The sequence below is a fragment of the Enterobacter sp. Li2LvB3 genome (assembly GCF_056156645.1).
Map to the genome: position 1 here is coordinate 117,627 of NZ_JBSICG010000005.1, position 26,905 is coordinate 144,531.

22 protein-coding genes are annotated in these 26,905 nt (G+C 54.0%); 9 read left to right on the forward strand and 13 right to left on the reverse strand.

Features of this window, described 5'->3' with window-relative positions; translation table 11 throughout:
• Positions 1-87 precede the first annotated feature (87 nt).
• On the forward strand, positions 88-714 hold the full coding sequence (locus tag ACS603_RS06135; protein WP_182060152.1) for a glutathione S-transferase family protein: 627 nt from the start codon (positions 88-90) through the stop codon (positions 712-714).
• Here ACS603_RS06135 and ACS603_RS06140 read toward each other — a convergent pair whose 3' ends face one another.
• Both ACS603_RS06140 and bssR read right to left on the reverse strand, forming a co-directional pair.
• Positions 715-1,833 carry a PQQ-dependent sugar dehydrogenase gene (locus tag ACS603_RS06140; protein ID WP_182060151.1) on the reverse strand — a complete coding sequence of 373 codons (1,119 nt, stop codon included), beginning with the start codon at positions 1,831-1,833 and terminating at the stop codon, positions 715-717. It abuts the gene before it with no gap.
• 107 nt (positions 1,834-1,940) lie between these two features.
• Entirely contained in the window at positions 1,941-2,324 is a 384-nt protein-coding gene (gene bssR / locus ACS603_RS06145) for a biofilm formation regulator BssR (RefSeq protein ID WP_446492500.1), read from the reverse strand.
• A 205-nt stretch (positions 2,325-2,529) separates the two neighbouring features.
• On the opposite strand from bssR, the gene ACS603_RS06150 reads away from it, so the two are divergent.
• The gene (locus tag ACS603_RS06150) at positions 2,530-3,438 is read left to right on the forward strand and encodes a LysR family transcriptional regulator (protein WP_182060149.1); all 909 of its coding nucleotides are present in this window, start codon (positions 2,530-2,532) and stop codon (positions 3,436-3,438) included.
• A gap of 30 nt (positions 3,439-3,468) precedes the next feature.
• Here the strand turns inward: ACS603_RS06150 and glgP are convergent, their stop codons facing one another.
• The 4 genes from glgP to ACS603_RS06170 all read right to left on the reverse strand — a co-directional run bounded on the left by glgP (position 3,469) and on the right by ACS603_RS06170 (position 8,468).
• Positions 3,469-5,916 (reverse strand): glycogen/starch/alpha-glucan family phosphorylase, encoded by a 2,448-nt coding sequence (gene glgP, locus ACS603_RS06155; protein ID WP_474943946.1) that lies wholly within the window; start codon positions 5,914-5,916, stop codon positions 3,469-3,471.
• A 75-nt stretch (positions 5,917-5,991) separates the two neighbouring features.
• Positions 5,992-6,156, reverse strand: coding sequence for a hypothetical protein (locus ACS603_RS06160; protein ID WP_315688199.1), 165 nt, complete (start codon positions 6,154-6,156; stop codon positions 5,992-5,994).
• Between the two features lie 407 nt (positions 6,157-6,563).
• Positions 6,564-6,815: a bacteriocin immunity protein gene (locus ACS603_RS06165; protein ID WP_315688198.1), complete on the reverse strand. Its 252-nt coding sequence runs from the start codon at positions 6,813-6,815 to the stop codon at positions 6,564-6,566.
• On the reverse strand, positions 6,816-8,468 hold the full coding sequence (locus ACS603_RS06170) for an S-type pyocin domain-containing protein (protein WP_474943947.1): 1,653 nt from the start codon (positions 8,466-8,468) through the stop codon (positions 6,816-6,818).
• A 265-nt stretch (positions 8,469-8,733) separates the two neighbouring features.
• On the opposite strand from ACS603_RS06170, the gene rimO reads away from it, so the two are divergent.
• On the forward strand, positions 8,734-10,059 hold the full coding sequence (gene rimO, locus ACS603_RS06175; protein WP_014069489.1) for a 30S ribosomal protein S12 methylthiotransferase RimO: 1,326 nt from the start codon (positions 8,734-8,736) through the stop codon (positions 10,057-10,059).
• Between the two features lie 65 nt (positions 10,060-10,124).
• On the opposite strand, the gene gsiD is transcribed toward rimO, so the two are convergent.
• The 5 genes from gsiD to iaaA are packed head-to-tail and all read right to left on the reverse strand — an operon-like array spanning position 10,125 to position 16,389.
• Entirely contained in the window at positions 10,125-11,036 is a 912-nt protein-coding gene (gsiD, locus tag ACS603_RS06180; RefSeq protein ID WP_182060148.1) for a glutathione ABC transporter permease GsiD, read from the reverse strand.
• 1 nt (position 11,037) lies between these two features.
• Positions 11,038-11,958, reverse strand: a complete 921-nt coding sequence (gsiC, locus tag ACS603_RS06185) for a glutathione ABC transporter permease GsiC (RefSeq protein WP_014069487.1) — start codon at positions 11,956-11,958, stop codon at positions 11,038-11,040.
• A gap of 47 nt (positions 11,959-12,005) precedes the next feature.
• On the reverse strand, positions 12,006-13,544 hold the full coding sequence (gsiB, locus tag ACS603_RS06190; protein ID WP_474943948.1) for a glutathione ABC transporter substrate-binding protein GsiB: 1,539 nt from the start codon (positions 13,542-13,544) through the stop codon (positions 12,006-12,008).
• 23 nt (positions 13,545-13,567) lie between these two features.
• Entirely contained in the window at positions 13,568-15,439 is a 1,872-nt protein-coding gene (gene gsiA / locus ACS603_RS06195) for a glutathione ABC transporter ATP-binding protein GsiA (protein ID WP_315688195.1), read from the reverse strand.
• Positions 15,440-15,450: 11 nt separating this feature from the next.
• Positions 15,451-16,389 carry a beta-aspartyl-peptidase gene (iaaA, locus tag ACS603_RS06200; RefSeq protein WP_474943949.1) on the reverse strand — a complete coding sequence of 313 codons (939 nt, stop codon included), beginning with the start codon at positions 16,387-16,389 and terminating at the stop codon, positions 15,451-15,453.
• A gap of 189 nt (positions 16,390-16,578) precedes the next feature.
• On the opposite strand from iaaA, the gene moeA reads away from it, so the two are divergent.
• The gene (gene moeA / locus ACS603_RS06205; RefSeq protein ID WP_474943950.1) at positions 16,579-17,811 is read left to right on the forward strand and encodes a molybdopterin molybdotransferase MoeA; all 1,233 of its coding nucleotides are present in this window, start codon (positions 16,579-16,581) and stop codon (positions 17,809-17,811) included.
• 2 nt (positions 17,812-17,813) lie between these two features.
• Positions 17,814-18,566 carry a molybdopterin-synthase adenylyltransferase MoeB gene (gene moeB, locus ACS603_RS06210; RefSeq protein WP_315688192.1) on the forward strand — a complete coding sequence of 251 codons (753 nt, stop codon included), beginning with the start codon at positions 17,814-17,816 and terminating at the stop codon, positions 18,564-18,566.
• Positions 18,567-19,089: 523 nt separating this feature from the next.
• On the opposite strand, the gene fsa is transcribed toward moeB, so the two are convergent.
• On the reverse strand, positions 19,090-19,752 hold the full coding sequence (gene fsa, locus ACS603_RS06215; protein WP_446492493.1) for a fructose-6-phosphate aldolase: 663 nt from the start codon (positions 19,750-19,752) through the stop codon (positions 19,090-19,092).
• Between the two features lie 128 nt (positions 19,753-19,880).
• Between fsa and ACS603_RS06220 the strand changes: the two genes are divergently transcribed.
• The 4 genes from ACS603_RS06220 (at position 19,881) to ACS603_RS06235 (ending at position 25,609) form a co-directional block, all read left to right on the forward strand.
• The gene (locus ACS603_RS06220) at positions 19,881-20,780 is read left to right on the forward strand and encodes a glycyl-radical enzyme activating protein (RefSeq protein ID WP_315688190.1); all 900 of its coding nucleotides are present in this window, start codon (positions 19,881-19,883) and stop codon (positions 20,778-20,780) included.
• A 4-nt stretch (positions 20,781-20,784) separates the two neighbouring features.
• Positions 20,785-23,217, forward strand: coding sequence for a formate C-acetyltransferase/glycerol dehydratase family glycyl radical enzyme (locus ACS603_RS06225; protein WP_474943951.1), 2,433 nt, complete (start codon positions 20,785-20,787; stop codon positions 23,215-23,217).
• Between the two features lie 165 nt (positions 23,218-23,382).
• The gene (locus ACS603_RS06230) at positions 23,383-24,198 is read left to right on the forward strand and encodes a Cof-type HAD-IIB family hydrolase (protein WP_182060137.1); all 816 of its coding nucleotides are present in this window, start codon (positions 23,383-23,385) and stop codon (positions 24,196-24,198) included.
• Positions 24,199-24,346: 148 nt separating this feature from the next.
• Positions 24,347-25,609 carry a DUF1479 domain-containing protein gene (locus tag ACS603_RS06235; protein ID WP_474943952.1) on the forward strand — a complete coding sequence of 421 codons (1,263 nt, stop codon included), beginning with the start codon at positions 24,347-24,349 and terminating at the stop codon, positions 25,607-25,609.
• On the opposite strand, the gene ACS603_RS06240 is transcribed toward ACS603_RS06235, so the two are convergent.
• Positions 25,606-26,679, reverse strand: a complete 1,074-nt coding sequence (locus ACS603_RS06240; RefSeq protein ID WP_182060135.1) for a LacI family DNA-binding transcriptional regulator — start codon at positions 26,677-26,679, stop codon at positions 25,606-25,608. The two genes, ACS603_RS06235 and ACS603_RS06240, sit on opposite strands and share 4 nt — an antisense overlap.
• Positions 26,680-26,905 lie beyond the last annotated feature (226 nt).

Sequence of the window (26,905 nt, forward strand, 5' to 3'; positions counted from 1 at the left end):
GTTGCGTAATTGTTAGGTTTATCTCACCATGTCGAATTGCTGGCTCTGATTCACATCTCAGGTTGTTTGACTATTTCGGGAGTTAATATGATTACGCTGTGGGGCAGGAACAACTCAACCAACGTTAAGAAAGTCCTCTGGACGCTGGAAGAGCTGGATTTACCGTTTAAGCAGATTATGGCGGGTTTGCAGTATGGGGTGAACAAAGAGGCCGAATACCTGGCCATGAACCCGAACGGCCTGGTGCCACTGCTGCTTGACGATGAAACGAACATTACGCTCTGGGAATCCAACACCATCGTGCGTTACCTCGCCGCCCAGTACGGTCAGAGCCGCCTGTGGGTGGAAAGCCCGGCAAAACGCGCCCAGGGTGAAAAATGGATGGACTGGGCGAACCAGACGCTCTCTCCAACTCACCGGGTTATCCTGATGGGGCTTATCAGAACCCCGGAAGCAGAACGTGATTACCCGGCCATTCACGCCGCGCAGGACGCCTGCGAAACACTGTTTGCGTTAATGGACGATGAACTGGCGAAACATAAATGGTTCTCGGGTGACGCGTTCGGTGTGGGCGATATTGCCGTCGCACCATTTGTCTGGAATCTGACCAATATGGGGCTGAAGTGGACGCCACGTCCTCACCTTGAACGCTGGATCAAACAGCTCAGTGAGCGCCCGGCCTATCAACATGCAGTAATGACGCCCGTTTCCTGATTATCCCCCGGACGGGCTGACTTTCAGCAGTTGCCCGTCCGATTCGTCCGTCAGGATATACAGCGCCCCGTCTGGCCCCACGCGGACATCGCGAATACGCTGCCCTCTGTCCTCCAGAATGCGGCCATCCTCGGTTACACTGTTGCCTTTAACGCTCAGCACAATCACCGCCTTTTCCTTTAACGCTCCAATAAAGAGTTTGTTCTTCCACTGCGGGTGTACATCGCTGTTATAGAACGCCATTCCGCTCACGGCGGGCGAAACTTTCCAGTAAAACAGCGGTGGCTCAGTACCTTTAACCTGTTCGCCTTGTGATTCCGGGATCTTCAGGCCGCTGTAGTTGATACCGTATGTCGCCAGCGGCCAGCCGTAGTTTTTGCCTTTTTCCGGGATATTGATTTCATCCCCGCCGCGCGGGCCGTGTTCATTGAGCCACAGCGTGTTACTCCAGGGGTTCATCGCCATGCCCTGCGGGTTACGAATGCCGTAAGACCAGATTTCAGGCCGCGCACCGGGCGTATTCACAAAAGGGTTATCTCGCGGGACTTTCCCGTCCTGGGTCAGACGCACTACTTTCCCCTGTAGCTTGTCCAGCGCCTGCGCGGTCGGTCGCTGGTTGTTTTCGCCAAGGCCGATAAACAGATACCCTTTGTTGTCGAACACCAGCCTTCCGCCGAAGTGATTCCCCGTCGAGAGTTTTGGCATCTGGCGGAATACCACCTGGAACCCTTCAATCCGTGATACATCGTCGCTCAGGCGGCCATACCCTACCGCAGTACCGGCTTTCCCGTCGTGGCCCACTTCGGCATAGCTTAGCCAGACTCGCCGCGATTGTGCGAAATCAGGTGCCAGCACCACATCCAACAAGCCACCCTGCCCGCTCGCCCACACCTTAGGGACGCCAATAATCGGATCGGAAAGCCCCTTCCCTGCCTGCCAGTGCCTGAGCTGCCCGCCACGTAAGGTCACCAGCAGGCCATTGTTGTTGGGTAAAAATGCCAGCGACCAGGGGTGATCGAGCCTGTTCTGCAACACCTCGACCTTGACCGCATCGGGCGCAGCAAACAGAGAAACGGGAAATAACAATGCAGGCAGGAAAATCAGCGAGGATCGATGCATAACGCGCTCCTTTATCAGCAGATGGCATAAAGGTTAGCTACTCAGCCCGCGCGCGTTATCACTTTTACAAAAGCTTAATCAGATGGGGGAGTTGCCTCCCCCAGGGCTTAGTGCTGTTCGAGCTGGGCGTGCTCGTTCAGACACATGATGCAAAGAGAGATCGTAGTCAGGCAGTGTTCGAGCTTCTCCGCGTTGACGGTAATAAACGTTGGGCAGTCGTGGCGTCCGGTCATCAAACATACCCCTGCGATGGAGAGCACCTCGGCGGCACGACGCAGAGCCAACAGCTCACTTTCAGCGTACTCCGCTTTCAGGATGGGTGCTTTTTCACGCATGAAGTTGCAAAGTTCAAAGAAATTATCACGCAGATGTTCGCTTTCGCTGACTGACATATACCCTTTCGCCGTCCTCAGTTGCAGGTAAGCCGCAAGATCGATTCGGGCGTTGATCAGCTTGTTCAGCAGATCGCGTTTCAGTCTGTCAACGGACATGCTATTTCCTCCTCTGTCAGCCTTTGTGCACCTTCAGGATAAGTACAATTTTTGTTCAATTTACTGCCTCAGATCAATAAAACGCAACTGATTAACATCATTTACAATGTTACAACTTCTCCCCCCGGAAGGCGCTTCAATCAGGCCTATGCTATTTTTTTAACAGGATTGTTTTGTCTGTCACCATGCAGACCTTGAGGGGAATATGTCGACAATTCCAGTGTCAGAAAAAATATGTTCATTATCAAAGATTGACCTGAACCTGCTGACCATCTTTTGCTTAATTTATAGCGTGGGAAGTATTTCCAAAGTGGCCGACATGCTGAATATCTCGCCATCTGCGGTGAGTCAGTCACTGAGAAAACTGCGTGAAATGATGGGCGATAACCTGTTTGTCCGCAGCGGGAACATGCTGCTGCCTACGGTGTTTTCAGATGAACTTTACGACAACACCATCTCTATTATCGACCGTCTCTCGACGCTACTGCCCGGCTCGACACCGACGCTCAAAAAGCGCCTGACCCTGTATACCGAATCCTTTATCTCCCCACTGGTAGTGCCTGAACTAACAGAAAAACTGCTGCTGGCCAATTCCGACATCAGCCTGTTACACCGCACCGCCGACCTCAATGAGCAAAAAATAATAGAGTTGCTGAATATGCGCCAGGCAGACGTGGTGTTCTCCACCTTTGCCATTGAAAACAGCAATATTGCCTGTCAAAAAGTGTGCGATATGAAGCTGGTACTGGTCGCGGCGCAGGATAACCCTCGTTATGGCGATACGGTCACCGAGGCGTTATTCCGCGATGCCAGTCTGGTGGGGTACAACACGCGCAATGAGAAGATTATTTATTATCGCAGCATCGTGGATAAAAAATTTCGCTCCAGCGAGAGATGTCTGCTGACCACCTCGTTTGCCTCGATTTTAATCATCATTGCCAGAACCGAATGTCTGGGCATTATTCCTGAGCGGGCGTTCGCCACCTATTCGGAAATGTATAAACTCAAACGAATCGAAACGCATTTCCCGCTGCCACAGTTCAGCATTTACTCCTCATACAGAAAGGAGAACAACACGTTGCTCTCCTCTGTACTGGATGGTTTGTTGCAATAACCCCCTTCCTGAAGGTCGGGGGTTACGCGCTTACAGCCGTGTTTTACCGATATGCCAGATGTTGTCGGCATACTCCTGAATGGCGCGGTCAGACGAGAAATACCCCATGTTGGCAATATTATGCATCGCGCTGGATGTCCACTCCGCCGGATGACGGTACAGCTGATCCACTTTATTCTGACACTCAACGTAGCTACGGTAATCTGCCAGCACCTGGTAGTGATCGCCGAAGTTAATCAGCGAATCCAGCAGGTTACGATAACGATCAGGCTCCTGCGGGCTAAAGTGCCCGGTGCCGATTTGCGTCAGTATCTGACGCAGTTCCTCATCCTGTTCGAAGATTTTGTGCGGGTTATAACCACCGCAACGCAATGCTTCAACCTGCCGCGCCGTATTCCCGAAGATGAAGAAATGCTTCGCGCCAACGTGCTCCTGCATTTCGATATTGGCGCCATCCAGCGTCCCTATGGTCAGCGCGCCGTTCAGGGCAAATTTCATATTGCTGGTCCCTGAGGCTTCTGTCCCCGCCAGTGAAATCTGTTCAGAGAGATCCGCCGCCGGAATAATCATCTGCGCAAGGCTGACGCTGTAATCAGGGATAAACACCACCTTGAGCTTGCCGCCAATTTGCGGATCGTTATTCACCACCTGCGCCACATCGTTAATCAGGCGGATGATCTGCTTGGCCATGTAGTACGACGACGCCGCCTTACCCGCGAAAATATTTACCCGAGGAACCCAGTTCGCCTCCGGGTTTGCCTTAATGCGGTTATAGCGTGAGATAATGTGCAGCACATTCATCAACTGACGTTTGTATTCATGAATACGTTTCACTTGCACATCGAACAACGCCCCCGGGTTCACGACAATGTTAAATTGCGTGGCGATGTAATCAGCAAGACGTTTTTTATTCGCCCGCTTCGCCCGATAAATTGCCGAATTCACGGACGGGTAATCGATATACCATTTCAGTTCGCTGAGCTGGTTTAAGTCCGTTCGCCATGCCGGGCCAATATTCGTGTCCAGCACTGTGGCAAGCGACGGGTTGGCAAGCGCCAGCCAGCGACGCGCGGTGACACCGTTGGTGACGTTGGTAAAGCGTGTTGGGAAAATTCGCGCAAAATCAGCAAATAACGACTGTGACATTAAATCGGAATGCAGCTCCGATACACCGTTCACCTTATAGCTCACCACAACCGCCAGCCAGGCCATGCGCACAACGCGGCCATGTGATTCATCCACCAGCGACACGCGGCGCAGCAGGTCACCATCATTGCCATGTTGTTCACGCACCTTGTTCAGGAAGCGCTCGTTGATGTCGAAAATAATTTGCAGATGGCGCGGCAGAATGCGGCTCAGCATCGCCACAGGCCAGGTTTCCAGCGCTTCACTCATCAATGTATGGTTGGTGTAGGAGAAAATCTGGCATGTCACGTCCCAGGCTTTATCCCAGCTGAAATTATGGTCATCAATCAATACCCGCATCAGTTCCGGGATAGAGAGCACCGGATGGGTGTCGTTGAGGTGAATAGCAATCTTCTCAGCCAGATTGTCATAGGTTTTGTGCAGCAGATAATGGCGATTCAGGATGTCCTGAATGGTTGCCGAAGCCAGGAAATAGGCCTGCCGCAGACGCAGTTCGCGCCCGGCTTCCGTTGAATCATCGGGATAGAGCACGCGCGAGATCTTGTCGTAGTGATAGGTGTTTTCTCCCGACTCTGACACCTCTTCCTGCGCCAGGCGTGCAGCATTAATTTCGCTATTCACCTGCACATTCCACAGGCGCAGCGTATTCGTGGTATCGATTTTATAACCGGGAATAATTTGGTCGTGCGCCACCGCCAGGATCTCTTCGGTATCAATCCAGCGAGAAATATTACCTTCCTGCTGGACCCGGCCACCAAAGCGCACTTTATAATGCGTATTATGGCGTTTAAATTCCCACGGGTTGCCATATTCCAGCCAATAGTCAGGCGTCTCTTTCTGTCGCCCATCAATAATATTTTGCCTGAACATACCGTAATTATAACGGATACCGTAACCACAGCCCGGCAGACCTTGCGTCGCCAGAGAGTCGAGGAAACAGGCCGCCAGACGACCTAAACCGCCATTCCCCAGACCGGGATCATTTTCTTCATCAATTAATTCTTCGAGATCCAGTCCCATAGCATCCAGCGCGCTTTTCACTTCGTCGTAAATACCCAGTGATAACATTGCATTAGACAATGTGCGGCCGATTAAAAACTCCATCGAGAGATAATAAACCTGGCGCTCGTCCTGGGAGAACTGCGCCCGGTTGGAGCGATGCCAGCGCTCAACCAGCTGGTCACGCACGGCATACAGTGTGGCATTAAGCCATTCGCGATTGGTTGCGATAACAGGATCTTTGCCGACGGTATAAAGCAGTTTATCAATAATCGTTTTTTTCAGTGCTTCAATATCACAATGGTGTGATGTGTGTGTGATGATATTTTGCATAAGCGACCCTCTTCAGGTATCTGAATAATTATAGAAATAAACAGGTAAAATGTTATTTAAAATAAAATTAAAATATTACGCCTGATGTTTTTTAATATGATTTTTGACCGCTGTTTTTAATTCAGCCCGAATTCTGCGCTGAGTTAATCCGGTCGCGACAGCGATATAAGGAACGGAGACGCCATGAGAGTGAAGCGTTTTGGCCATTGCTAATTTTGACTGAACATAGATATCTTTCATTGAGAACCTCACAGGTGTAGTTGATGTGGTGAAAGATATCGCCTGGTGACTTTTTAGCCAATTAGCAACGCTTAAAGCCGGGATAAGTAATTCTAAACAGTGTTCAGCAGCAAAGCAGTTAACCTGCGGCAGACAGACAAGGCCACTTCAGCACACAGATCTGTATAAATCCCCCGCGGAACGCTGTAAAATCCCGCCCTGATAACTCCATAATTGATGAATTTTTAACCTATGAGCAATGTTACGCACCAGCCGAAAATCGGCTTCGTCTCCCTGGGCTGCCCGAAAGTCTAAAATAATACATTGCTGCCTTTTTTCTGATCCCCAGTATGACTGGCTTAGGCGAAAAAAAGCCGGGATATAAACCCGGCGCTTTTAATCAACATTTAATGCTTAGTGTCACAGGCTCATTCTTCACGAAAACCCGGTTTACCATTGGCTTTGCGCCATTCTTTGATCTCCTGAACAACTCCTTCAGGGCTATCTTCGCGGTCATCTCGGGGATAAAAGATGAGGTCAGATCCGTCAGGATGTTCGGTCAGGCGCTTAAACTCCAGTATGTTTTTGATATCTTCACTTTCTGAAGTATCCGCAACGTTGAAGAGTGAACGAACAAACTCCAAGAATTCGCTTTCTGTATAGTCACTTATACTTTTCAATTACTCACCTCGATGGATCTCAATGTGGCGTTTCGGTGTTACAACGCCCATGTTGTCAACGTCGTACACTTCGCCGCCTTCACTGATCGGTCTAATATGATGAATATCATATTTGATCTTGCCGCCAACTTGTTCGGATTCTCTCGGAGCGGGTGCTTTTCCTGCTCGAATATTACCTAAGTTGCCTCGTTTAAACTGTTGACTCAATTCCGGGTCTTTCGAAACTTCCAGCCAGAATGCTTGCCTGAAGCCGTCAAAGTTGGAGAATGTACGCCCACGCAGTTTATCGGCAATCTGTGACGGGATAGGCGAACCGTTGCCCTGATTCGCATCAGCTAACCAGGTGCCAGTTACCTTCTGACCTTTGCCTGTGACTTGCCCCGGCAGGTTGCGAAGATAAACATAAATCGGGTCAAACGTCCCCAACGGATGCACCAGAATATAGTCCCGGAATGGGCGCTCTCCCGGTGCTGGCGTTTCCGTTGCCCACGGGCTGTTAATCTCACTTTCAGGGTAAACCAGCACGTTTGGCGGAATGTAGATGTTATCCTGATTTCCAGTGTTGGATGGTGAAGCATATCCCGGATCGTCAGGTGTCCAGACGATTGTCGGCTTGCTTGCGCCATCTTCCCAAAACTCGTAATTTCCGGTGGTTATGTTTTTCTGGAGCATACGCACCGGCACTTTATCCTGACCGCCTCTGGCGCTGACGTGGAAACCTTTCGGTCTCATAGTGCCGTACTGGTCAGCTTCCCAGCGGAAACGTACACGGGTCGGAACATCTTCTTTATTCCGGGCGGCCTGCTCAAGGCGCATCCTGTCGATATAGTCCTGCTCACCGCTGTTGAGTTTTGGCGAGTAGAACATACCAAACAGAAAAACTGTTGTGGGGTTGGGGGCTATCCAGCGACCAGCGGTTGCAAAATTCCCACCGATTTTTTGCAGTGCCGCATATCCGGCCTCGGTTGTTACACCTGTCGTGATCCCGGTAGTTGTCGCGGCTCTTGCTGTTGCCATTCCTGCTGTCGCTGCGACTTTGGTTGTGTCCGGGGAACTGAAAAGGCGCTTATACCACGGGCGATTGTCTTCCGGTGGTGGAGTGGGGGCGGCTGGTTTGTGTTTCTTTGCTGCCTGCGCGTGCTGAACAGGTTCTTCTATTGGTTGTTCTGCTTGAGGAGTTGCACGGTAATAGCCAGCATGACCAAAATTATCAACGGATTCCTGATCAGTTCCTGCGTCAGTGCAGCCTTCACCTCGCAAACAGGATTTTGCAAAAACAGGCAGAGCACTCAGGGCAGCCGCAACGGTGGCGGCTTTGTTTACTGGTGGTTCAGATACCCCGAACGGATCGTTGATTTGTACGGTTCCAGGTGCGATAAGAAAATTGGTCCCTTGCGGACACCCGCAACGGATTTCTGCACCGTCCACCGCGACCGCGACGCGGTTTGAGCATCGGGGATCGCCGCTAACAATTACCCCCACCTCTCCGCATTTCGGGCAAGGAGTGGTCTTATCGCCGATATAGAGTTTCCACTTGCCCATGACAGACATACCAGGGCGGGCGGCAATACATTGTGCACCTGTAGAGGTTTTATCTCCATGTAGTCCAACATTTTTACCATGAACAGTGCAGCCTCTGTTTACAAATGCCATAGTGACCGCCTTAGTTCAGAAAATTCACTGATGTACTGTTGCATAAGTCCTTCTACTTGTTATAAAAATAATCCACCAGGTCATTTTACAATCAATAACCATACTTTCAATGAGCATTAGTTCTAAATAAAACATCGTTTCTTAACCAGTAGAATCGGTTGGCACTGAAAAGCCGCCGCGAGCGCAATTCTTCAGTACAAATTTCCTCCCAACCTCTGTAGAATCCGTGCCCTGACCATTCCAAAAATCGAACAATTTTTAACCTATGAGCAATGTTACGCACCAGCCGAAAATCGGCTTCGTCTCCCTGGGCTGCCCGAAAAACCTGGTGGATTCCGAACGTATCCTGACCGAACTTCGCACCGAAGGCTATGACGTGGTGCCAAGCTACGACAACGCCGACATGGTGATCGTAAACACCTGTGGTTTTATCGACAGCGCGGTTCAGGAGTCTCTGGAAGCCATTGGTGAAGCCCTGACTGAAAACGGCAAAGTGATCGTTACCGGCTGCCTGGGTGCCAAAGTGGATCAAATCCGCGAAGTGCACCCAAAAGTACTGGAGATCACCGGCCCGCACAGCTATGAGCAAGTACTGGAGCACGTGCACCACTATGTGCCAAAACCAAAGCACAACCCGTTCCTGAGCCTGGTGCCAGAACAGGGTGTAAAACTGACTCCGCGCCACTATGCGTACCTGAAAATTTCTGAAGGCTGCAACCATCGCTGCACCTTCTGCATCATCCCGTCTATGCGTGGTGACCTGGTGAGCCGCCCAATTGGCGAAGTGCTGGCGGAAGCCAAACGTCTGGCTGATGCTGGCGTGAAAGAGCTGCTGGTGATCTCTCAGGATACCTCTGCCTACGGCGTTGACGTGAAGCACCGTTCCGGCTTCCACAACGGCGAGCCGGTGAAAACCAGCATGGTTGGCCTGTGCGAGCAGCTTTCTAAACTGGGTATCTGGACGCGTCTGCACTACGTCTACCCTTATCCGCACGTTGATGACGTGATCCCATTGATGGCTGAAGGCAAGATCCTGCCATACCTGGATATCCCGCTTCAGCACGCAAGCCCGCGAATCCTTAAGCTGATGAAACGCCCAGGCTCTGTTGATCGCCAGCTGGCGCGCATCAAACAGTGGCGTGAAATCTGCCCGGACCTGACCCTGCGTTCAACGTTTATCGTTGGCTTCCCGGGTGAGACGGAAGAAGATTTCCAGATGCTTCTCGACTTCCTGAAAGAAGCACGTCTGGATCGCGTAGGCTGCTTCAAATACAGCCCGGTAGAAGGCGCGACGGCAAACGAACTGGCCGATCAGGTGCCGGAAGAAGTGAAAGAAGAGCGCTGGAACCGCTTTATGCAGCTGCAACAGCAGATCTCTGCTGAACGCTTGCAGGAAAAAGTGGGCCGCGAAGTTCTGGTCATTATCGATGAAGTGGACGAAGAAGGCGCGATTGGCCGCAGCATGGCAGATGCCCCGGAAATCGACGGCGCGGTATACCTGAACGGTGAAACCAACGTGAAGCCGGGTGATATCGTACGTGTGAAAGTCGAAAACGCAGACGAGTATGACCTGTGGGGTAGCCGGGTTTAATCTCCCGACTCCTCTTTTATAGGCCGGGTAAGGCGTATAGCCGCCACCCGGCACATTTCACTGCACTACCCTTTAATCCGCGGATCCAGCGCATCGCGCAACCCATCACCCAGCAGGTTAAACGCCAGCACGGTCAGGAAAATCGCCAGACTCGGAAATATCGCCACATGCGGCGCTATCACCATATCTGCCCTCGCCTCGTTGAGCATTGCTCCCCATTCCGGTGTTGGCGGCTGTGCCCCTAACCCCAGAAACGACAGACTCGCTGCAGAGATAATCGACACGCCAATACGCATCGTGAAATAGACCACGATGGATGACACCGTACCCGGCAGAATATGGCTGAACAGAATGGTGGTATCGCTGGCCCCCATACTGCGCGCCGACTCGATAAAGGTCTGCTGCTTAAGCACCAGCGTATTTCCGCGAACCAGGCGGGCAAACGCGGGGATGGAAAAGACCGCTACGGCGATAATCACGTTCGCCATCCCGCTACCCATAATGGCCACGACCGCGATGGCCAACAGGATGCCAGGAAACGCGAATAACACATCGCAAATGCGCATAGTGATTCTGTCCCACCAGCCTTCGTAGTACCCCGCCAGCAGGCCGAGCACCGTACCTATGGCTGCGCCTATCAACACGGCAAATACCCCGGCCGCCAGTGAGATACGGGTCCCCACCAGCACACGGCTAAAAATATCACGCCCGAGCGAATCCACGCCAAACCAGTGCAGCATCGAGGGTCCGTCATTCAGGCGGTCGTAATCAAAGTAATTTTCCGCATCAAAAGGGGCAACCCACGGGGCAAGGATCGCCACCACAATCAGCAGCAACACAAACAACCCTGCCGCCATGGCCACCGGCTGGCGGCGAAATCGCCGCCAGAACTCCAGCCACGGGGTTCTGATATGGTCCGGCTTTAACCCCGGCATGGCGTTCAAAACGGCCTGACGACGCCAGTTCAACAATCGCATCTTACTTATACCTGATAGCCGGGTTAATGGCGGCGTAGAGCACATCCACCACTAAGTTGATAAGAATAAACTCCAGCGAAAACAGCAGCACTTCGGCCTGAATAACCGGGTAATCGCGCATGTCGACGGAATCAACCAGCAAGCGCCCAAGCCCTGGCCAGTTAAACACCTTTTCCACCACAATCGAGCCGCCCAGCAAAAAGCCGAACTGAAGCCCCATCATCGTGACAACCGGGATCATCGCATTGCGAAAACCATGCTTGAGGATGACCCACTTCTCGCTTACCCCTTTCGCCCGCGCGGTGCGGATATAGTCTTCGCTCAGCACATCGACAAACGACGCGCGCGTAAACCGCGCCATCACCGCCGCCACGGCAGCCCCCAGCGTGAGCGATGGCAGAATGTAGTGTTTCCAGGTATCCGCCCCTACGGTCGGCAACCAGCCAAGCTCAACGGAGAAAACCTGCATCAGCAGCATCCCAAGCGCAAACGCCGGGAAGGAGATACCGGTCACGGCCAGCGCCATGCCCAGTTTATCCGGCCAGCGGTTACGCCACACGGCCGCGACAATCCCGGCCACCAGGCCAAACAGCACCGCCCAGGTCATGCTGGCGATAGTGAGCCAGAACGTCGGCATAAAGCGGCTGGCAATCTCTTCCGATACCGGGCGGCGCGACACCATCGACATGCCAAAATCGCCCTGCAACACGTTGCCGATATAGTGCAGGAACTGCTTATACAACGGCTGATCGAGTCCCAGCTGTTTGCGAACCAGCTCAATCACTGACGCATCCGCTTCTGGCCCTGCGATTAACCGCGCGGGATCACCCGGCAGCATATGGACGAACAAAAACACCAGCACCGCCACAATCAGTAGCGTAGGGATAAGCCCCAGCAGGCGTTTAAATACATAATTCAACATGCCTTTCCCTCTCATCCCGCAGGCCGTCGCCTGCGGGAATGAGTCTTTTATTTCAAATCAGCGTCATCAAAACTAAAGCCCGTATCCGGCATGATGTAGAACCCGGTCAGCGCTTTGTTATGCGCCGAAACCAGCTTTTCTACCACCAGCGGTACCCACGGAGACTCTTTCCAGATAACGTCCTGCGCATCTTTATAGAGACGCGCCTTCTCTTCTGGTTTTGTGGTTTTCAGGGCATCCGCCAGGTCTTTGTCCACCTGCGGATTGCTGTAGAACGCAGTGTTAAACAGCGTCGGCGGCCAGTTCTGCGAGGCAAACAGCGGCGATAGCGCCCAGTCTGCTTCGCCGGTCGATGCCGTCCAGCCGGTGTAGAACATTCTCACGCCGCTCTCTTTTTGCCCTTTACCTTCCACCTCTGCGGCGCGCTGCCCGGCATCCATCGCCGTGACCTGCGCTTTGATCCCCACCTGTGCCAGCTGCTGCTGGGTGAACTGCAACACTTTTTGCGCAGTACTGTGATTATGCGACGACCACAGCGTAGTGCTAAAGCCATTCGGGTAACCCGCTTCTTTCAGCAGCTCGCGCGCTTTGGCCGGATCGTACGGCCACGGCTGATAACTTTGCGCATAAGCAATGGCTGGCGGCAGCACTCCGGTTGCGGGGGTTGCATAACCGGCAAATGCCACTTTCACCAGCGCCTGGCGGTTTATCGCGTAGTTGATGGCTTCACGCACTTTCGGGTTATCAAACGGTTTTTGCGTGACGTTCATGCTGATGTAGCGTTGCATGATAGACGGGCTGGCCACCAGCTCAAGCTTGCTGTTTTTTGCAAGGATTGCCGCCTGCTCGTAGGGAATGGGGAAGGCAAACTGCGCCTCACCCGTTTGCAGCATCGCCGCACGGGTGTTGTTATCAACCACAGGACGCCAGGTAATCGTGTCCAGCTTCGGCAAACCTTTCTGCCAGTAACCGTCGAATTTTTTCACCTTCACAAAATCGGTCTGATTCCAGGTGACCAGTTCGTACGGCCCGGTGCCAACAGGATGGAAGCCAATCTCTTTACCGTATTTTTTCAGCGCTGCCGGGGAGATCATCGCCGTTGCCGGGTGCGCCAGAATATTGATAAACGCGGAGAACGGTTCTTTCAGGGTGATTTTCACCGTCGAAGGGTCAACGACCTCAGTGCTGGCGATGGTTTTAAACAGGTTATAACGCTTGAGGCTATTTTCCTGGTTACTGGCGCGATCGAGGTTAACTTTGACGGCTTCAGCATTGAAATCGGTGCCATCCTGGAACTTCACGCCGGTTTTGAGCTTTATCGTATACACCAGACCGTTGTCCGATATGGTGTAGCTTTCGGCCAGCACGTTTTTCAGCTTCATCTCTTTATCCAGGCCGAAAAGGCCCTGATAGAATGATTTGGCGACCGCCTGTGACAAGGTGTCGTTAGCGTCATACGGATCCAGGGTCGTGAAATTGGAGCCAACCGCAACAACCACATCTTTGGCAGCGAACGCGGGGGCTGCGGCCAGGGCTGCCGTCACGCTCGCGGCTAACAGCCATGTACGAGCAACAAATTTAACCATTGTGTTCTCCTGCCTGTTGTAAGTTATAACCGCGAGAATGCATTGTCCTGACGCGGAGGTGCCACAAAATGACCCGGACTGACTTCGCGAAGCGTCACGCGCTCCACCGATTCGCCCGGTTTACGAATATTGCCCGGCATCTCATCCTGCAACAGCACACGCTGGGCGTGGCGATGGGTAGGATCAGCAACCGGTACAGCCGCTATCAGCTTACGGGTATAGGGATGCTGCGGGTTTTCAAATACCGCCTGACGAGGGCCAATCTCAACAATCTGCCCCTGTAACATCACCGCGACCCGGTGGCTGATGCGCTCAACAACGGCCATATCGTGCGAGATAAATAAAAAAGCGATGCCCATATCCCGCTGTAGATCGAGCAATAAATTAATGATTTGCGCGCGAATAGAGACATCCAGCGCCGACACCGATTCATCGGCAATCACCACTTTCGGGTTCAGCGCCAGTGCGCGTGCAATACAGATTCGCTGCCGCTGACCACCGGAAAACTCATGCGGATACCGCCAGGCGTGTTCAGGCAGCAAGCCAACACGTTCCAGTAACCAGGCCACCCGCCGCTGGGCCGCATCACCATCGAGCAGGTTATGCACCCGCAGTGGCTCCATTATCGAATAGCCAACGGTATGACGCGGGTCGAGCGAGGCGTAGGGATCCTGAAAAATAAACTGAATATCCCGACGCAGCGGCTGGAGCTTACTGGAAGGCAGGGTATCAATACGTTCCCCGTTAAAGGTGATACTCCCTTCCTGAGACTCCACCAGCCGCAGCAACGCCCGCCCGGTGGTGGATTTACCGCAGCCCGATTCCCCGACCAGCGCCAGCGTTTCACCCGGCCAGAGATCAAAACTAACGTTCTCTACGGCATGAACTTCACGCTTCACGCGGTTAAACAGCCCACTGCGCAACGGGAAGCGGGTCACAAGATTGCGTACCTGCAAAACAGGTTGACCCGGTACAACCGTGTCCTGCTCTGTTTCAGCCTCCTGACGCCCGGTATCCCCCGGCGAAATCAGCGGAAAACGCCGCGGTAATGCGCTGCCGTTCATTGCGCCCAGACGCGGCACGGCAGCCAGCAATGCTTTGGTATAGGGATGTTCCGGGGCATGGAATATCTGCTCTACACTGCCCATTTCAACGGCAACGCCCTGGTGCATTACCAGCACACGATCGGCGACATCCGCCACAACGCCCATGTCATGAGTGATAAAAATCACCCCCATGTCCATTTCCTGTTGCAGCACTTTAATCAGTTGCAGGATCTGTGCCTGAATAGTCACATCCAGCGCGGTGGTCGGTTCGTCGGCAATCAGCACCGCAGGGCGACACGACAGCGCCATCGCAATCATCACGCGCTGGCGCATCCCGCCCGAAAGCTGATGCGGATAGCGCGACAAAATAGCCTGCGCCTCCGGAATACGCACCTGTTCCAGCATCCGTTTGGCTTCAGCCAGCGCTTCATCACCGCTTAGGCCCTGATGCAGGCGGATAGATTCTGCAATCTGCTCACCTACCGGGAAAACCGGGTTCAGGGAAGTCATCGGCTCCTGGAAAATCATCGCGATATCCGCGCCGCGTACCCCCTGCATTTGCGATGCGCTCAGTTCAGTTAAATCAATAACCTGTCGATTGCGACGACGCAGCAGCATCGTGTCGCACTCCACCTTTCCGCCCGACTGTTCGAGCAGGCGCATTAATGACAGCGCCGTGACCGACTTACCCGAACCGGACTCGCCTACAATCGCCAGCGTTTCACCACGATTAAGTGAAAACGATAGATTTTTTACTGCGGGGACGAACTGCCGCTCTTCCTGAAACGCAATATTCAGTTGTTGAACCGCCAGAACCTCGCGGCTGTCCAGCTTTTCACTGTGCGGCACGCATAACCCCCTTATTCACGATAAATCCCCGTACTGGGTGCATCTCCGGCATAGCCCCAGGCACGGTACATGCCTTCACTGTTAAAGGGCAACGCCACGTTCCCCTCATGATCCACAGCGATTAACCCACCCACACCGCCCAGCGCCGGGAGTTTTTCCATCACCACACGCTCACAGGCTTCCGCCAGACTCAAGCCGCCGTAATCCATCAGCGCGGTAATGTCATACGCTGCCAGTGCGCGAATAAACACCTCACCGGTTCCGGTACAGGAGACTGCCGCCGTGGCGTTATTGGCATAGCATCCCGCACCAGGGAGTGGGCTGTCGCCTACCCGCCCTGGCAGCTTATTGGTCATGCCACCCGTAGACGTTGCGGCGGCAAGGTTGCCGGCTTTATCCAGCGCAACCGCGCCTACCGTACCCATTTTGCTGTTCTCATCCAGCGGCGCGGTATGGTCAAGCTGTGTAATCCCCTCTGAGCGGGCATCCAGCAGTTGCTGATAGCGTTCCGGGGTCGAAAACAGGTCAGGCGATACCGATTCCATCCCGTGCGCAACGGCAAATTGTTCCGCCCCTGCGCCTGTCAGCAGGACATGAGGGCTGTTTTCCATCACCAGACGCGCCGCCAGAACAGGGTTACGCAGATGGCTTACCCCGGCAACCGCGCCGGCTTTAAGACTGACACCATCCATCACGCAGGCGTCAAGCTCGTGCGTTTCGTCGCGGGTAAACACCGAACCAATCCCGGCATTAAACAGCGGACACTCCTCGAGCAGACGAACAGCTTCGGTCACAACATCCAGCGCGCTCTCGCCCGCTTCCAGCATTCGCTGCCCTGTTTCCACAATATTATAAAGCGCGTCAATATAACGCTTTTCCTGCTCGGGACTGAGCTGCGCACGGGTGATTGCCCCTGCGCCGCCATGAATTGCGATTACCGCATTAACCATTTCGCCTCACCCACTCGCCTGATCAGCGGCTTTTTCTATAAATATCATTATCGTTGCTGATTCTTCAGATAATTTTTGAATATAGAAAGACGCCACGGTGATGTAAAGGGTACACCCATCGGGTCATACAGTTAGTGGCACTTTTCTGCCATAATGAGCGCTTTCGTTGTTACTCCGCAGGAGCCACCCATGGATTTTACCGCCGGACTGATGCCGCTCGACACGGCACTGACCCAGATGCTCAACCGCATTTCCCCGCTGCAAGACCACGAAACGCTGCCCTTAGTACGCTGTTTCGGTCGCATTGCGGCGCGCGATATCGTTTCTCCCCTCAACGTGCCGGGATTCGATAACTCCGCGATGGACGGTTACGCGGTACGCCTGGCGGATATCCAGACGGGTCTGGCGCTTCCGGTGGCGGGTAAAGCCTTTGCGGGCCAGCCGTTTAACGGTGAATGGCCTGCCGGGAGCTGCATCCGGATCATGACCGGCGCGCCAGTGCCAGCCGGTTGCGATGCTGTGGTGATGCAGGAAGAGACAGAACAAACCGACGAGGGCGTGCGTTTTACCGCCAGCGCCAAAGCAGGCCAGAACATCCGCCGCACGGGTGAAGATATTACGCTTGGCGCGACCGTTTTCAGCGCCGGGCAAAAACTGACGGTAGCGGAGCTGCCCGTGCTGGCGTCACTGGGTATCGCCGACATCGACGTTATCCGTCGTGTGCGCGTTGCAGTCTTTTCCACCGGCGATGAGCTGCAACTGCCAGGTCAGCCGCTGCAGGAGGGACAGATTTACGACACCAACCGCCTGGCGGTGCACCTGATGCTGGAACAGCTTGGCTGCGAAGTAGTCAACCTGGGTATTATTCCTGACGATCCCGAAAAGCTACGAGCCGCTTTTATTGAAGCGGATAAATGCGCGGATGTGGTGATAAGTTCCGGCGGTGTGTCTGTTGGCGAAGCGGATTACACCAAAACCATTCTTGAAGAGCTGGGCGAAATTGGCTTCTGGAAACTGGCTATCAAACCGGGTAAACCCTTCGCCTTTGGCAAGCTGGGGCGCAGCTGGTTCTGCGGCCTGCCGGGCAACCCGGTATCCGCAGCCCTGACCTTCTATCAGTTGGTGCAGCCGCTGCTGGCAAAACTGTCTGGCAATAAAGCCAGCCCGCTTCCGGTACGCCTGCGCGCGCGCGCGGCGACCCGTCTGAAGAAGTCACCGGGTCGTCTTGATTTCCAGCGTGGTATTCTGGCACGTAACGCTGATGGCGAGCTGGAAGTGAGCACCACGGGGCATCAGGGTTCGCATATTTTCAGCTCCTTTAGCCAGGGCAACTGCTTTATTGTGCTCGAGAGCGAACGCGGTCATGTGGAAGCAGGTGAATGGGTCGAGGTGGAAACCTTTAACCACCTGTTCGGGGGCTAATCATGACGGTGGAACTGAGCGATCAGGAGATGCTGCGCTACAACCGCCAGATTGTGCTGCGCGGTTTTGATTTCGACGGTCAGGAAGCGCTTAAGGCCGCCAGTGTACTGGTGGTGGGGCTGGGTGGTCTGGGCTGTGCCGCCGCGCAGTACCTGGCTGCGGCGGGTGTCGGTAGCATGACGCTGCTGGATTTTGACACCGTGTCGCTGTCTAATCTGCAACGCCAGACGTTGCACAGCGATGCCACCCTCGGCGAAGCCAAAGTCGAATCAGCAAAAACGGCACTAACCCGCATCAATCCCCACGTTCAGTTCACCCTTATTAACGCCATGCTTGAGGAAGACGCGCTGTTCGCGCAAATCGCCCGGCATGACCTGGTGCTGGATTGCACCGATAATGTCGCTATCCGTAATCAGCTAAATGCAGGCTGTTTTGCCCATAAAACACCGCTGGTTTCCGGGGCGGCAATCCGTATGGAAGGGCAAATCAGCGTGTTCACTTACGCCGAAGGCGAGCCCTGCTACCGCTGCCTGAGTCGTTTGTTTGGTGAAAATGCACTCACCTGCGTGGAAGCGGGAGTGATGGCACCGTTAGTGGGTGTAATTGGCTCAATGCAGGCGATGGAAGCGATCAAGGTACTGACCCGCTACGGCACGCCTGCGGCAGGCAAAATCGTGATGTATGACGCGATGACCTGCCAGTTCCGCGAGATGAAGCTGATGCGTAATCCGGGGTGTGAGGTTTGCGGAGGTTAAAGCAAACGGCAACCTTCAGGTTGCCGTTTTAATGTTTGCTCCCTCTCCCCGTGGGCTGAGGAATCCCCACAAAAATACGAGCACGGACGGCTCCCTCTCCTTTTCGGGAGAGGGCTGGGGTGAGGGGGAACATACGGCTGTGGTGGTCATTCCGTTCACTTTACGTTCCTTGCTACTCTGTCACCACAATACCGGTGAACGTGCCAGGGTAGCTCACCGCCGCTACCCTGGCGACCCGGGCTCCCGGCAAGAAAATAGTCGCTTCGCGATGCCCTCAGCGTTTGCTCCAGGCTAATCGGGGACGGGCGGATGAAACGTCCCTGTAAAGCCGCCCTCGCCGCGCATCCATGCGCGTCGCCCCGGCCTTCCGTAAACGCGTCGGCGATTTTCAGCCGGACCATGACACCGCTGTAAGTCCCTTAATTCAATGGCGTAATATCATCGCTGAATTAAAGACAAAAATTACTGGGGAACCCTCAGCCCTGTGTGAGAGGGTTGGGGTGAGGGCATCAGGCCGCACCCGTCAGATAGACGTCCGTCCAAATGCCCCCTGCCAGTCCTGCTCAAACTTCACAATCGCCGCATCCACAGCCGGTGATGCAATAAACTGCTGCGCCACATCCAGCGGCAGCGTAATTGACTCGCAACCCGCCAGCAGGCAGTCCAGCGCCTGACGCGGCGTTTTGAAACTGGCGGCCAGCACTTTGGACTGTGGAGCATGAAGCGACAACAACTGCTGTAACTCCACAACAGTCTGGATACCGTCCCCGCCCTGCGCATCCACACGGTTAACGTAAGGCGCAACATACTCAGCACCCGCCAGCGCGGACAACATCCCCTGTGCGGCACCGTATACCGCCGTGCCAAGCGTTGGAATACCTTCAGCTTTAAGCATTTTGATTGCCGCCAGCCCTTCTGCCGTCACCGGCACTTTTACCACCAGATCATTAATAATGGCACGCAGTTTACGCGCATCTTCCACCATGCCTTCTGCGGTGGTCGCCATTACCTGTGCAAACAGGCGACCTTTGCCACCCAGCGCGTCGTGCAGTTCAGGCAGTAAAACATCCAGCGGTGTTTTACCCGCCGCAACAATGCTCGGGTTAGTGGTTACGCCAGCCAGCGGGAAGATGCGGGCCAGTTTTTTGACTGCCGCAACGTCGGATGTGTCGAGATAAAGTTCCATGATGTAACCCTCAAAATTAGCCTGCATTTACCCTACCACGGCAAAACCTGCTCAAGAGTTGACCTGCATCAAGATAACTTTCATTCGAAAGTAATTTAATCTTCATATGCAAGATGAGAGGCGAAACAATGATCTTCAATATACAGCGTTATTCTACCCACGATGGCCCTGGTATTCGTACCGTGGTGTTCCTGAAAGGCTGCTCCCTGGGCTGCCGCTGGTGTCAGAACCCGGAAAGCCGCTCCCGTACCCGGGACGTGCTGTTCGACGCTCGTCTGTGCCTGGACGGCTGTGATCTGTGTCAGCAGGCAGCCCCGGGGTATATTGAGCGGGCATTAAATGGGCTGCTCATCCACCGCGAAAAACTGAACGCAGAAACGCTGGACGCCCTCACCGATTGCTGCCCGACTCAGGCTCTCACCGTCTGCGGTGAAGAACAGCAGGTCGAGGAGATTATGGCGACCGTGCTGCGCGATAGACCCTTTTACGACCGCAGCGGTGGCGGGATCACGCTCTCTGGCGGCGAACCCTTTATGAGCCCGGAGCTGGCGCACGCACTGTTTAAAACCAGCCACGAACAGGGAATTCATACCGCTGTTGAAACCTGTCTTCACGTGCCCTGGCACTATATCGAGCCATCCTTGCCCTATGTCGATCTGTTCCTGGCTGACCTGAAGCACGTGGATGGCGAGGTCTTCAGACAGTGGACGGACGGCTCGGCCAAACGCGTGCTGGATAACCTTAAGCGCCTTGCCGCTGCCGGAAAACAGCTCACCATTCGCGTGCCGCTGATCCAGGGCTTTAACGCCGATGAGGCCTCCATCACCGCCATCACTAATTTCGCCGCCGATGAACTGAACGTCCGCGATATTCATTTTCTGCCGTATCACACGCTGGGCATGAACAAATACACCCTGCTCAGCCAACCCTACTCTGCCCCTGATAAACCGCTGGATAATCCTGCGCTGCTGGATTTCGCGCAACAGTACGCCTGCCGGAAAGGGTTAACCGCGACCTTACGAGGATAAACTTATGACTACCCTGAATCTCAACACCCTCAGTGACCGTATTAAGGCACACAAAACCGCACTGGTGCACATTGTTAAGCCGCCAGTCTGTACCGAGCGCGCACAGCACTACACCGAGATGTATCAGCAGCACATGGACAAGCCGATCCCGGTACGTCGTGCGCTGGCCCTGGCGCATCACCTGGCGCAACGCACCATCTGGATCAAACACGATGAGCTGATCATCGGTAACCAGGCAAGTGAAGTCCGCGCGGCGCCAATCTTCCCGGAATACACCGTTTCCTGGATTGAAAAAGAGATTGATGACCTGGCGGATCGTCCGGGGGCAGGTTTTGCGGTAAGCGAAGAAAACAAACGCGTGCTGCATGAAATTTGCCCATGGTGGCGTGGGCAGACGGTGCAGGATCGCTGCTACGGCATGTTCACCGACGAGCAAAAAGGCTTGCTGGAAACCGGCATCATCAAGGCAGAAGGTAATATGACATCCGGTGATGCGCACCTGGCCGTGAACTTCCCGCTGGTGCTGGAAAAAGGCCTGGACGGGATACGTGCCAAAGTTTCCGAACGCCGCTCCCGTATCAACCTGACCGTGCTGGACGATCTGCATGGCGATCAGTTCCTGAAAGCGATTGATATTGTTCTGGAAGCGGTCAGCCTGCACATTGGACGTTTTGCCGCGCTGGCACGTGAAATGGCGTCAACCGAAACCCGTGAAAGCCGCCGTGACGAACTGCTGGCAATGGCTGAAAACTGCGATGTGATTGCCCACGAACCGCCAAAAACCTTCTGGCAGGCGCTGCAACTGTGCTATTTCATCCAGCTTGTCCTGCAAATTGAGTCCAACGGCCACTCAGTGTCGTTCGCCCGTATGGACCAGTATCTCTACCCATACTATCGTCGCGATGTCGAACTGAACCAGTCTCTCGATCGCGAACACGCCATTGAACTGCTGCACAGCTGCTGGCTGAAGCTGCTGGAAGTGAACAAGATCCGCTCTGGCTCACACTCGAAAGCGTCTGCGGGCAGCCCGCTGTATCAGAACGTCACCATCGGCGGTCAGAAGCTGGTGAACGGCGAGCCAATGGATGCGGTGAACCCGCTCTCTTACGCCATTCTCGAATCCTGTGGCCGTCTGCGCTCTACCCAGCCAAACCTGAGCGTGCGTTACCATGCGGGGATGAGCAACGATTTCCTCGACGCCTGCGTGCAGGTGATCCGCTGTGGTTTCGGGATGCCGGCCTTTAACAACGATGAAATCGTGATCCCGGAATTCATCAAACTCGGTGTTGAGAAAGACGATGCCTACGATTATGCGGCGATTGGCTGTATCGAAACCGCAGTCGGGGGCAAATGGGGCTATCGCTGTACCGGCATGAGCTTTATCAACTTTGCGCGAGTGATGCTGGCAGCACTGGAAGGTGGCCGCGATGCCACCAGCGGTAAAGTGTTCCTGCCACAGGAAAAAGCACTTTCCGCCGGTAACTTCGGCAACTTCGAAGAAGTGATGGCCGCGTGGGATACCCAGATCCGCTACTACACCCGTAAATCCATCGAAATTGAGTATGTGGTGGACACCATGCTGGAGGAGAACGTCCACGATATTCTCTGTTCTGCCCTGGTGGATGACTGTATCGAGCGCGCGAAAAGCATTAAGCAAGGTGGCGCGAAGTACGACTGGGTTTCCGGTCTACAGGTGGGTATTGCTAACCTCGGCAACAGCCTGTCAGCCATTAAAAAGCTGGTCTTCGAGCAGGGGGTTATCGGCCAGCAACAACTGGCGGCAGCACTTGCAGACGATTACGAAGGGTTAACCCACGAGCAGTTGCGCCAGCGCCTGATCAACGGTGCGCCGAAATACGGTAACGACGATGACAGCGTCGATTTACTGTTAACCCGCGCGTATGAAACCTATATTGCGGAACTTAAGCAGTACCACAACCCGCGCTACGGCCGTGGTCCAATTGGCGGTAATTACTACGCCGGGACATCTTCAATTTCGGCTAACGTACCGTTCGGCGCGGCGACGATGGCAACGCCTGATGGTCGTAAAGCGCATACGCCACTGGCGGAAGGCGCAAGCCCGGCTTCCGGCACTGACCATCTTGGCCCAACGGCGGTGATAGGCTCCGTAGGCAAGCTGCCGACTGAAGCGATTCTGGGCGGGGTACTGTTAAACCAGAAGCTGAACCCGGCAACGCTGGAAAACGATAGCGACCGCCAGAAGCTGATGGTCCTGCTGCGTACTTTCTTCGAGGTGCATAAAGGCTGGCATATTCAGTACAACATCGTATCGCGCGAAACGCTGATGGAAGCGAAGAAACACCCAGACCAGTACCGTGACCTGGTGGTGCGTGTCGCCGGTTACTCGGCATTCTTTACCGCCCTGTCGCCGGATGCGCAGGACGATATTATTGCGCGTACGGAACATACGCTGTAAAAAAATGCCCGGTGGCGCTGCGCTTACCGGGCCTACATCTTCTCCCCGTAGGCCGGGTAAGGCGAAGCCGCCACCCGGCTTACTGACTTTCATTCGAAATTAAATTTGTGCTCCCCGTCACCTTGTTATTAGAATGTTTCAAACGCAGTGACCCAGGAGCACAGTATGACCGTTAAAGTTATCGTCACCGATATGGACGGAACTTTCCTTGATGATGCCAAGCAGTACGACAGAGACCGCTTTCAGGCACAGTTTGAGCAGCTTAAAGCCCGTAATATTGCGTTCGTTGTCGCCAGCGGCAACCAGTATTACCAGCTCATCTCCTTCTTCCCGGAGCTGAAAGAGCAGATCTCCTTCGTGGCGGAAAACGGCGCGCTGGTTTTCGATCATGGCGAACAGATTTTCCACGGCGAGTTGACCCGTCATGAGTCGCAAATCGTCGTCGGCGAGTTACTGAAAGACAAAGGGCTGAATTTCGTGGCCTGCGGGCTGGAGAGCGCTTACGTCAGCGATACCGCCCCGGAAGAGTTTGTGAAGCTGATGTCAAAGCACTATCACCGCTTAAAACGCATCAGCGATTACCGCGAAATCAACGACATTCTTTTTAAGTTCTCCCTGAACCTGCCGGACAGCGATATCCCGAACCTTGTCGACAAACTGCATGTCTCGCTGGACGGTATTATGAAACCTGTCACCAGCGGCTTTGGCTTTGTTGATTTGATTATCCCGGGTCTGCACAAAGCCAACGGGATCAGCCGACTGCTGAAACGCTGGAAAATCTCCCCGCAGGAGTGCGTGGCCATCGGCGACAGTGGCAACGATGCGGAAATGCTGAAACTGGTGAAATATTCTTTTGCGATGGGCAACGCCGCACAGAGCATTAAAGACATCAGCCGCTATAGCACCGACGATAACAACCACCAGGGCGCGCTGAATGTCATTCAGGCCGTGCTCGACACACATTCCCCGTTCGACCTCTGATCGCTTCCCACCGGGGCGATGCCCCGGTACCTCACTCTTTTTTCATCCTGTGTTGCACGTCAAACTTTTAAACTTGCATTAACTTTTTTTTAACTTAAAGTATCACTTGTAGATATTTTTACTTTCGAATGAAAGATGCGAGGCTGTTATGACGTTGACGTTTACCAGTGAAATTTTGCCTGCGGACCACAAAGCAGCAATCCGTCAGATGAAACGCGAGTTACGTGCGCAGATCGGTGACGTACAGGCGGTGTTCGACAAGCTCAGTGATAACATCGCCACCCGTGTGGCAGAAATTAACGCGCTGAAAAATAAGGGCGAGTCCGTCTGGCCGGTGATCCCGTTTGCGGATGTCAAAAACGGTCAGATCACAGATGCACAGCGAGACGCAGTAAAACGCCGTGGCTGTGCGGTAATCAAAGGTCACTTCCCTCGCGAGCAGGCGCTGGCATGGGATAACTCGATGCTCGACTACCTCGATCTCAATCAGTTTGATGATGTCTATAAAGGCCCGGGCGATAACTTCTTCGGCACCTTAACGGCTTCCCGCCCGGAGATTTACCCTATTTACTGGTCCCAGGCGCAGATGCAGGCCCGCCAGAGCGAAGAGATGGCGCAGGTACAATCGTTCCTGAACCGTTTATGGACATTCGAGAGCAACGGTAAACAGTGGTTCAATCCGGATGTGAGCGTCATTTATCCTGACCGTATTCGCCGCCGCCCGCCGGGAACCACCTCCAAAGGTCTGGGCGCGCACACCGATTCCGGCGCGCTGGAGCGCTGGCTGCTGCCAGCTTATCAGCAGGTGTTCGCTCGCGTGTTTGACGGCAATGTAGAGAAATACGATCCGTGGAATGCCGCGCACCGTACCGAAGTGGAAGAGTACACTGTAGATAACACCACGAAGTGTTCTGTGTTCCGCACCTTCCAGGGCTGGACGGCACTGTCGGATATGATCCCGGGCCAGGGCCTGCTACACGTAGTGCCTATCCCGGAAGCGATGGCTTACATTCTGCTGCGCCCACTGCTGGACGACGTACCGGAAGATGAACTTTGTGGCGTGGCGCCAGGTCGCGTGCTGCCGATTTCTGAAAAATGGCATCCGTTGTTAATCGAAGCGTTAACCAGCATTCCGGCGCTGGAAGCGGGTGATTCTGTCTGGTGGCACTGCGACGTGATCCACTCCGTCGCCCCGGTAGAGGAACAACAAGGCTGGGGTAACGTGATGTATATCCCTGCCGCGCCGATGTGCGAGAAAAACCTCGCCTATGCGAAAAAGGTGAAAGCGGCGCTGGAAACCGGTGCATCTCCGGGCGATTTCCCGCATGAAGATTATGAAACCACCTGGCAGGATCGCTTTACCGTGAATGACCTGAATATCCACGGTAAGCGCGCGCTGGGCATGGTCTAACTGTCGTATAACCCTTCCCGCTCAACGGCGGTGCGTCGTTTCCCCTGACGTATCCGCCGTACTGATTCACGAATTGTCAGCGTTCCATTCAACAATAACGTACCAATCGGCGCTGTCGGGCGCATCAGTCGCTGCTGAAGCATATGCACCGCTTCTGTTCCGAGCTCATCGCGTGGAACGTGTATCGCCGTGAGCGGCACATCCTGGATGGCCGCCAGATTAAAACCATCAATACTCATCACCGACACATCCTGCGGAACGCGCAGCCCGTGCTTTTGCAAGGCGCTTATGGTTCCCGCAGCCATAAAATCACCGCCAACTAAAAACGCCGTGGGCAGGTCTTTCCCCTCTCGCTGACGGAGCCATTCGCTGACCAGCTGTTCGGTCTCTTTCGCGCTAAAGCTTGGTACTACCAGCAGGTCACGCTTGTCCGTAAATTTCAGATTATGGTATTGCCACGCTTCACGAATGCCCGCCAGACGTAGCTCCATGGTGTAACGACGCAGGCACAGCACAGTCATCACTTCGCGATGCCCCATTTCAAACAGATACTCAGCCGCGCGTTCACCGATGGCCCGGTGGTCAGGGGCAACTGCGGGTAGACGCATCAGACGATCGCGGCAGTTGATAAGCATACAAGGTTTACCCACATCCACCGCGAGATCGTGGATATGCGGATCGTCTATCCCCAGTAAAATAGCGGCCTGCGTATCGGCTTCATTCATGCGTGCCAGAAACAGCTGGGCGTCGCTGTCATTCTCTTCCAGCGCGCAATAACGCAGCCGGACTTCATGAGACGCCAGCCCTTTACTTACACTCTGGATAACCCGGTAGTAAAAGATGTCGGACCGCTCATCAAATGCCCGCTGCGGCGCAAAGACCATCAGGCTATTCAGCAACAGCCTGCCAGCTGCCATGCCATCCATCACGCCCAGCTCCCGCGCGCACTCCAGCACTTTGCTGCGCGCTTTTTCACTGGTGTTCGCCTTGCCTGCCAGCACCCGCGAAACCGTACTAATGGAAAGCTGAGTGCGGGCGGCAATTTCAGCGATTTTTAGCCTTTTATCCATTTTGTGATCTTGCTCCATTTGCGAAATGAAAAAATTTTCATAACGTGAATGCCAGGTAAACAGTGCATTAAACACAATGATGCCAAATGATTGCGGCCAGTTATGAGAAAGCTTGCACAAAATCCGCTATTGCCTGCCTATTTTCTCCCTTAATGTGAATTTGTCACACAGCTTCCATACTAGTTGTATAGCAACTTTTATCAGCAAAACGGATAACTATCAAAGC

Bases quoted from the DNA above. Each gene is read 5' to 3' on its own strand.
- ACS603_RS06135 (WP_182060152.1), top strand. From the start codon at position 88: ATGATTACGCTGTGGGGCAGGAACAACTCAACCAACGTTAAGAAAGTC.
- ACS603_RS06140 (WP_182060151.1), bottom strand. From the start codon at position 1,833: ATGCATCGATCCTCGCTGATTTTCCTGCCTGCATTGTTATTTCCCGTT.
- bssR (WP_446492500.1), bottom strand. From the start codon at position 2,324: ATGTCCGTTGACAGACTGAAACGCGATCTGCTGAACAAGCTGATCAAC.
- ACS603_RS06150 (WP_182060149.1), top strand. From the start codon at position 2,530: ATGTCGACAATTCCAGTGTCAGAAAAAATATGTTCATTATCAAAGATT.
- glgP (WP_474943946.1), bottom strand. From the start codon at position 5,916: ATGCAAAATATCATCACACACACATCACACCATTGTGATATTGAAGCA.
- ACS603_RS06160 (WP_315688199.1), bottom strand. From the start codon at position 6,156: ATGAAAGATATCTATGTTCAGTCAAAATTAGCAATGGCCAAAACGCTT.
- ACS603_RS06170 (WP_474943947.1), bottom strand. From the start codon at position 8,468: ATGGCATTTGTAAACAGAGGCTGCACTGTTCATGGTAAAAATGTTGGA.
- rimO (WP_014069489.1), top strand. From the start codon at position 8,734: ATGAGCAATGTTACGCACCAGCCGAAAATCGGCTTCGTCTCCCTGGGC.
- gsiD (WP_182060148.1), bottom strand. From the start codon at position 11,036: ATGCGATTGTTGAACTGGCGTCGTCAGGCCGTTTTGAACGCCATGCCG.
- gsiC (WP_014069487.1), bottom strand. From the start codon at position 11,958: ATGTTGAATTATGTATTTAAACGCCTGCTGGGGCTTATCCCTACGCTA.
- gsiB (WP_474943948.1), bottom strand. From the start codon at position 13,544: ATGGTTAAATTTGTTGCTCGTACATGGCTGTTAGCCGCGAGCGTGACG.
- iaaA (WP_474943949.1), bottom strand. From the start codon at position 16,389: ATGGTTAATGCGGTAATCGCAATTCATGGCGGCGCAGGGGCAATCACC.
- moeA (WP_474943950.1), top strand. From the start codon at position 16,579: ATGGATTTTACCGCCGGACTGATGCCGCTCGACACGGCACTGACCCAG.
- moeB (WP_315688192.1), top strand. From the start codon at position 17,814: ATGACGGTGGAACTGAGCGATCAGGAGATGCTGCGCTACAACCGCCAG.
- fsa (WP_446492493.1), bottom strand. From the start codon at position 19,752: ATGGAACTTTATCTCGACACATCCGACGTTGCGGCAGTCAAAAAACTG.
- ACS603_RS06220 (WP_315688190.1), top strand. From the start codon at position 19,881: ATGATCTTCAATATACAGCGTTATTCTACCCACGATGGCCCTGGTATT.
- ACS603_RS06225 (WP_474943951.1), top strand. From the start codon at position 20,785: ATGACTACCCTGAATCTCAACACCCTCAGTGACCGTATTAAGGCACAC.
- ACS603_RS06230 (WP_182060137.1), top strand. From the start codon at position 23,383: ATGACCGTTAAAGTTATCGTCACCGATATGGACGGAACTTTCCTTGAT.
- ACS603_RS06235 (WP_474943952.1), top strand. From the start codon at position 24,347: ATGACGTTGACGTTTACCAGTGAAATTTTGCCTGCGGACCACAAAGCA.
- ACS603_RS06240 (WP_182060135.1), bottom strand. From the start codon at position 26,679: ATGGATAAAAGGCTAAAAATCGCTGAAATTGCCGCCCGCACTCAGCTT.